General features: G+C 60.7%; 6 protein-coding genes. All 6 read right to left on the reverse strand.

The window, feature by feature from the left end; all coding sequences use genetic code 11:
* On the reverse strand, nucleotides 1-559 hold a 559-nt coding region (gene lpxA / locus EN994_RS12855; RefSeq protein ID WP_127307574.1), incomplete at its 3' end, for an acyl-ACP--UDP-N-acetylglucosamine O-acyltransferase.
* Between the two features lie 13 nt (nucleotides 560-572).
* Nucleotides 573-1040 carry a 3-hydroxyacyl-ACP dehydratase FabZ gene (fabZ, locus tag EN994_RS12860; RefSeq protein ID WP_027036657.1) on the reverse strand — a complete coding sequence of 156 codons (468 nt, stop codon included), beginning with the start codon at nucleotides 1038-1040 and terminating at the stop codon, nucleotides 573-575.
* Nucleotides 1033-2091 carry a UDP-3-O-(3-hydroxymyristoyl)glucosamine N-acyltransferase gene (gene lpxD, locus EN994_RS12865; RefSeq protein WP_063167970.1) on the reverse strand — a complete coding sequence of 353 codons (1059 nt, stop codon included), beginning with the start codon at nucleotides 2089-2091 and terminating at the stop codon, nucleotides 1033-1035. Before lpxD ends, fabZ begins: the two co-directional genes overlap by 8 nt.
* 75 nt (nucleotides 2092-2166) lie before the next feature.
* The gene (gene bamA / locus EN994_RS12870) at nucleotides 2167-4533 is read right to left on the reverse strand and encodes an outer membrane protein assembly factor BamA (RefSeq protein ID WP_063167969.1); all 2367 of its coding nucleotides are present in this window, start codon (nucleotides 4531-4533) and stop codon (nucleotides 2167-2169) included.
* A gap of 217 nt (nucleotides 4534-4750) precedes the next feature.
* Nucleotides 4751-5893 carry an RIP metalloprotease RseP gene (rseP, locus tag EN994_RS12875; RefSeq protein WP_063167968.1) on the reverse strand — a complete coding sequence of 381 codons (1143 nt, stop codon included), beginning with the start codon at nucleotides 5891-5893 and terminating at the stop codon, nucleotides 4751-4753.
* A 103-nt stretch (nucleotides 5894-5996) separates the two neighbouring features.
* The coding region (locus tag EN994_RS12880) for a phosphatidate cytidylyltransferase (protein ID WP_164745892.1) at nucleotides 5997-6686 on the reverse strand (690 nt) is incomplete at its 5' end.

Raw genomic sequence — 6686 nt, forward strand, 5'->3', positions numbered from 1 at the left:
CCGCTATGGCAAAGGGGATGACATCGCCGACGATCGCGGAGCAGCCGCCGAGAAAGGCGTTGTCGCCGATGCGGACAAACTGATGCACTGCGGTCAGTCCGCCGATATAGACATTGTTGCCGACCTCGCAGTGGCCGCCCAGCGTTGCGCCATTGGCGAACGTCGCATTGTTGCCGACGACGCAATCATGGGCGATATGGGCGTAGGCAAGGAAATTGCCATTGTCGCCGACCGTCGTCTCGCCGCGGCTGGAATCGGTGCCGAGATGCATGGTCACGCCTTCGCGGATCGTGCAGTTCCTGCCGATGACCAAGGTGGTTCGGCCGCCCTTGTGCTTGGTGTTCTGCGGCGGTGCGCCCAATGTCGCCATCGGATAGACCTTGGTCGAGGCGCCGATCGACGTCGCGCCCATCACCGAGACATGACTGACCAGTTCGACGTCGTCGCCGATCACCACATCGGCAGCGACATGGCAGAACGGCCCGATGCGCACACCTTGGCCGATTTGGGCGCCTTCCTCGACAATGGAGGAAGCATGAATGGATGTCTTGATTTTCATAAGCACTCGATCGTCAGTCGCTGGTGACCATCATGGCTGAAATCTCGGCCTCGGCCGCCTTGGCGCCGTCGACCATGGCTTCACAAGCGAATTTGAGCAGGTTGCCGCGTTTCTTGATTTTCTTGACATAGATCTTCAACTGGTCGCCGGGAACCACCGGTTTGCGGAATTTGGCGTTGTCGATGGTCAGGAAATAGACCAGCGACGGCTTTTCGGTACCCAGGCTGCGGATACAGATGGCGCCGGCCGTCTGCGCCATCGCCTCGACGATGAGCACACCCGGCATGACCGGCTGCTCAGGGAAATGGCCCTGAAAATGCGGCTCGTTTATGGTCACGTTCTTGATGCCAACAGCGGATTCGTCGCCATCGATGTCGACGATACGATCGATCATCAGGAACGGATAGCGGTGCGGCAGGAGCTTCATCAGCCCCATAATGTCGACCGCCTCCAGCGTCGTCGACGCGATCATGTCAGCCATTGCCTCCCTCGCCCTGTTTGCGGGTCCTGGCGAGCTTGCGCAGCATGGCTATCTCCCGCATGGCTTCCGCCATTGGCTGTGCCGGATAGCCGCCCCAGATCTCGCCTGCAGGGACATTGCTCATAAATCCACTTCTGGCGGCAAGCTTGGCCCCTGTCCCAATGGTCAGGTGATCCGCAAGCCCGACGCCGCCGCCCATGGTGACATTGTCACCTACGACCACAGAACCCGAAATACCCGAAAGCCCGGCTATTATGCAATTGCGGCCGATGCGGACGTTATGGGCGATCTGCACGAGATTGTCGATCTTGGTGCCCTGGCCGATGATCGTATCGGACATGGCGCCGCGATCGACGGTGGTGTTGGAGCCGATCTCGACGTCGTCCTGGATAACGACACGGCCGATCTGCGGCACGCGCTCAGGACCCTTGGCCCCGCCGACGAAGCCAAAACCATCCTGGCCTATCCTGGCGCCGCCATGAATGATGACGCGATTGCCGATCAAGGCATACTGGATGCTGGCGCCCGGACCGACATAGCCGTCGCGGCCGATCTGGCAGGATTGTCCGATGACCGCATTTGGGGCGATGACGGTGCCGCTGCCGATCGAAGCACCTGGCCCGACAACCGCGCCGGCCTCGATGACGGCACCGGCTTCGACATGGGCGGTCGCATCGACGTGAGCGTGCGGCGAGACGCCGGTTTCGCTGGTCATTGGCCCTGGTGTCGCCGCCCTCGGAAACAGCAGACGCCCGATCAGCGCGAAGGCCTGTTGTGGACGCGGATGAATGAGAACGGCAACGCTTGCCGGCGCCTTGCCGGCAAATTCCGCCGGGCACAGCACCGCGGCAGCCCGCAGCGACGGCATCAGCGCGGAATTACGCTTGCCGTCGACAAAGACGAGCGCGTTCTCGCCGCCCTCGCTGGCCGGCGCGAGTGCTTCGATCAAAATATTGGAGTGGCCGGAATCGACAAGCACCGAGCCGGTCAGATTCGCGACTTCGCCCGCCGTATACCGGCGTGATGGCGCGAAGAACACCGGATCGGTCATTCCAGAAGCTATATCCAGCTAGGTCGGAACATTTCTCCCGGACCCTGAAGACCCGGGAGCATCGTTGGCCGCCGATCAGAAGCGGGTCGATATGCCGAAGTTGAATTCCTGCACGTCGTCGCGCGCTTCCTTCTTGACCGGGATCGCATAGTCGATACGAATCGGACCGAACGGCGACGCCCACATCAGACCAACGCCGACAGAGGCACGCAGCTGCATGTCCGTTGACTCCTGAGCAACGCTCGTAACCTTGCTGCCATAGAGAGTCGCCGCGTCAGCAAACACAGCTCCGCGAAGGCCGAAGCTTTCCGGAACGACTGGCAGCGGGAACTGGGCTTCAGCAGAAGCATTGAAGTAGGTCGTACCGCCGAGATGGTCACCCGTGAGAGGATCCACAGGCCCGATACCGCCATAGGCGAAGCCACGGATCATGCGGTCCGTGCTCTGGAACTGATCGAAGATACGCAGGCCGTCACTGCCATAACCCTCGACATGGCCGGCGCCGCCCGAAATAAGGCCGACAAGATCAAGCGACTCGGACAACGTCTGATAGACGCTGCCGCGTCCCGTGATCTTCACGAACTTGGCATCGCCGCCAAGACCGGCCACTTCGACGGTTGTGTTGGCATAGATACCCTCATGCGGGTTCTTCATGTCGTCGATGGTGTTGTAGACCAGCCCGAGACTGACCGACGACTTGATCCAAGGGCTCTGATCGATGCCATCAAGGATTGCAGTTGAGATATTGCAAGGGCTGCCAGGAATATAAACCCCATCGGTCAAGCAACCATCGTCAACTTTATATTTTTCCTGCGATATGTTGTACGCCAACTGGGTCGTGATGCTGTCGGTGATCGGCAGGCCGAAACGGATCGTCGCGCCCGTGGTATCGCTGTCATAGTTGTTGTTGTATTCCCGCGTCGACTTATAGATGTCGAAACCGGCGGCGATGCGCCGTCCGAGGAAATAAGGCTCGGTGAAGGACAGGCTGTAGTCGCGTGAATTCTTGCCGCCGCCCGCAGACAGCTTGATGAACTGACCGCGACCGAGGAAGTTGCGCTCGGTCACCGAGCCTTCGACCGACGGACCGGCCGTGTCGCCACCGGTCGAATAACCAGCGCCCACCGAGAACTCACCGGTCGATTTCTCAACCACGTCGACCACCAGAACGACCTGGTCGGGCTGCGAGCCAGGCACGGTCGAGATGTCGACTTTCTCAAAGTAGTTCAAGTTTTCCAGGCGCTTCTTCGCGCGCTGGATGAGCACCTGGTTGAAGGCGTCGCCTTCGCTGACGTCGAACTCCCGGCGAATGACATAGTCACGCGTGCGATCGTTGCCGCGGATCTCGATGCGCTCGATATAGGCCTTGGTGCCCTGGTCGATCGTGTAGACGACCGAAATGGTGTGGTTCTCGAAATTGCGGTCGCCGCGCGGCGTGACCTGCGCGAAGGCATAGCCGGAACCGGCCACCTTCTCGGTCAGCGCGATGATGGAATCCTCGACGTTCTTGGCGTTGTAGACGTCACCCTTGTGCGTCTCGATCACCGATTCCAGCGACTTGCCGTCGACTTCAGGGATCGTGCTCTCGACGCTGACATCGCCGAACGTGTAGCGGTCGCCTTCCTGGACGGTGATGGTGACCGTGTACTTGTTCGTCGCGCTGTCGAGCTCGCCGACGGCGGACACGACCTGGAAGTCGGCATAGCCGTGATTGTAGTAGAAGCGGCGCAGCAGCTCCTGGTCCGCGCGCAGCTTGTCATCGTCGTAGACGTCGTCGCGCAGGATGAAGGAAACCCAGGACGAACGCTTGGTGTTGATGATATCCGACAGGCGGCGGCTGGAATAGGCGCTGTTGCCGACGAAATTGATCGCCGCGATCTGCGTGCGATCGCCTTCGGCAATGTTGAAGACCACATTCACGCGATTGTCGCCAAGCTGCATGACCTGCGTGGTCACGGTCACGTCGTCGCGACCAATGCGCCTGTAGGCAGCCTTGACCGACTCCACGTCGGCATCGAGCGTCGCCTGCGAGAACGTTCCGCGTGGCTTCAGCTGCACCGCCGCCGCGAGCGCATTGTCCTTGAGTTTCTTGTTGTTCTGGAACAGCACCTGGTTGACAACCTGATACTCGGCAACCTTGACCACCAGCGTCGAGCCGACCTGGTTGATCTGCACATCCGAAAACAGGCCGGTGCCAAACAGTGCCTTGACCGCACCGTCGATATCGGAACTGGAGAAAGCCTTGCCCGGCTTGATGGTGATGTAATTGCGGATGGTCTCAGCGTCGATACGCTGGTTGCCGCTTACTTCGACTCTGCTGACGACAGCGGCTTCAGCCGCCGATGTGGCAACGAACTGCACTGCGAGCGCGCCTGGCACGACCATGGCCGCGGACAGGGTCACCGCGGACGCGGCGCTTAGAAACTTGGATGCTGCCTTCATCGGGCTTAATAACCTTTTCTCGTAGTCCCCACGGCGAGAAAACCGGACGTGCGGTAATTTCCCCTACCGTATTAACCGGATTTTCCCTACACGCAAGGCTTCTGGTTAATTTGTATTTACTTAACCCTGCGGCGTGGCTTTCGCGTCACTCATATCCCCTTGCATGGTAAACGGCGTCTCAACATCGTCCATGCAGAAGCCAAATTTCTTCATGATTTCAGCACCCAAACAGATCGTTCCAAAAAACGAACCCCATGAAGCACAGCACCAGAAGCAACCCGGCCCGATAGGCCATTTCCATCATCCGTTCCGACACCGGACGGCGAATGACAGCCTCCACCCCGTAGAACAAGAGGTGACCGCCGTCGAGAGGGGGAATCGGCAAAAGGTTCAGAATTCCGATGCCAACGGATAGCAGTGCAACCAGTTGCACGAGCCATTCGAATCCCAGTTTCGCAGCCCTGCCCGCCATGTCGGCGATCTTCACCGGACCGCCCAACTGACATTTGTCTTCGCGCCCGACAACAAAGCGCTGCAGGAACTGGCCGGTGCGCTGGATGACGTGACCGGTTTCCTCGACCGCCGCCGCGACAGCTCCAACAGGCGTGTAGGTGATGAGCCGTGGCTGGCCGAGTTCCTTGTTGTTGACGACACCGATTACAGCGACCTTGACCTTGTTGCCGAGCGCGTCTTCCTGTTCCATCAGCCGCGGTGCCGCGGTCACAGTGACCTCCCGGCCGTCGCGCAGCATGACGAAAGTGATTGCGTCGTCCGCACGGCCCGAGACCAGGCGTTGGACGTCGCCAAAGGTTTCGACCTTGTTGCCGTCGACGCTGACGAATCGGTCGCCGGGAAGGATGCCGGCCTTCGCCGCCGGGCTGTCGGCGGTCACCTCGGCCACCATGGGCTCGGCGACATAACGGCCATAGGCGGTGAACAGCACGGAAAAGACGACGATCGTCAGCAGGAAATTGAACAGCGGCCCGGCCACCACCGTTGCCGCGCGCTTCCAGATCGGCTGCGTGTGGAAGGCGACCTTGCGCTCTTCCTCGGTCAGCGTTTCAATTTCTTCCGACGTGGGCTGGCTCGATGTGGCGTTCATGTCGCCGACGAATTTGACATAGCCGCCAAGCGGTATCGCACACAGTTTCCAGCGCGTGCCGTGGCTGTCGTTGAAGCCGAAGAGTTCCGGGCCGAAGCCGATCGAGAAGGCCCTGACGCCGATGCCGCACCAGCGCCCGACAAGGTAATGGCCCATTTCGTGGACGAACACGACCACGGTCAGCACGAAGAGGAATGGCACCAGCGTGCCGAGGACAAAGCCTTGTGTGCTGAAAAGCGCGTGAAGAATCTCGTTCAAGACAAACCCTCAAATTCTTCCACGGCGCAGACTGCGCCGTGACTGTGACACCAATCCGGGCGAATCCAAGGCGCATCGCGCAAAGGACCTGAAATGACACCACTCAAACGGGAAACAGACCCTGCGCCGGATGATCGGCGTTCGCCGAAATCCAGCCGATGACGTATAGGGCGAATGCGGCTGCGACAAGCCCATCGACACGATCCATGACGCCGCCATGGCCCGGGATGAGCGCGCCTGAGTCCTTGCGGCCATGGCGGCGCTTGACCCAGGATTCAAACAGGTCGCCTGCCTGCGAGACAATCGACAGCACGAGCGCCACCAGGCCGAGCAATGCCAGATTGCCGACACCGGCAGCTACGGCGAGGACCAGCCCGGCGACGACGCCGCCGAGCGCACCGCCGAGCGCGCCGCTGCGCGTCTTGCCGGGCGAGATAGAGGGCGCCAGTTTCGGCCCCCCAACGGCACGGCCAACGAAATAGGCAAGGATATCGGTGGCCCAGACGACCGCAAACAGGAACAGGATGGCAATGAGGCCCGAACGATCGCCATCGCGCAGCAAGGCGAGCGACAGGCCTGAAACCGCGGCATAGGCGAGGCCGCTCGCATCCCATTGTCCGGTCTTGCGAAGCGAGGCGGCTATCGCCGTTGCGGCAACAATGGCCGCCACAAGCGGTAGCAGCCAGGAGGCGGCCAGGCCGCCGATCAAGGCGCCAACGAAGACGACCAGCAATGCTTCCGGCAGGAAACCCAGGCCCGTGACCCCGGTCGGGCGCGACATGCGGGTCCATTC

The organism is Mesorhizobium sp. M7A.F.Ca.CA.002.09.1.1, assembly GCF_003998555.1.
In the GTDB taxonomy this organism is placed as follows: domain Bacteria; phylum Pseudomonadota; class Alphaproteobacteria; order Rhizobiales; family Rhizobiaceae; genus Mesorhizobium; species Mesorhizobium ciceri.

Bases quoted from the DNA above. Each gene is read 5' to 3' on its own strand.
- fabZ (WP_027036657.1), bottom strand. From the start codon at position 1,040: ATGGCTGACATGATCGCGTCGACGACGCTGGAGGCGGTCGACATTATG.
- lpxD (WP_063167970.1), bottom strand. From the start codon at position 2,091: ATGACCGATCCGGTGTTCTTCGCGCCATCACGCCGGTATACGGCGGGC.
- bamA (WP_063167969.1), bottom strand. From the start codon at position 4,533: ATGAAGGCAGCATCCAAGTTTCTAAGCGCCGCGTCCGCGGTGACCCTG.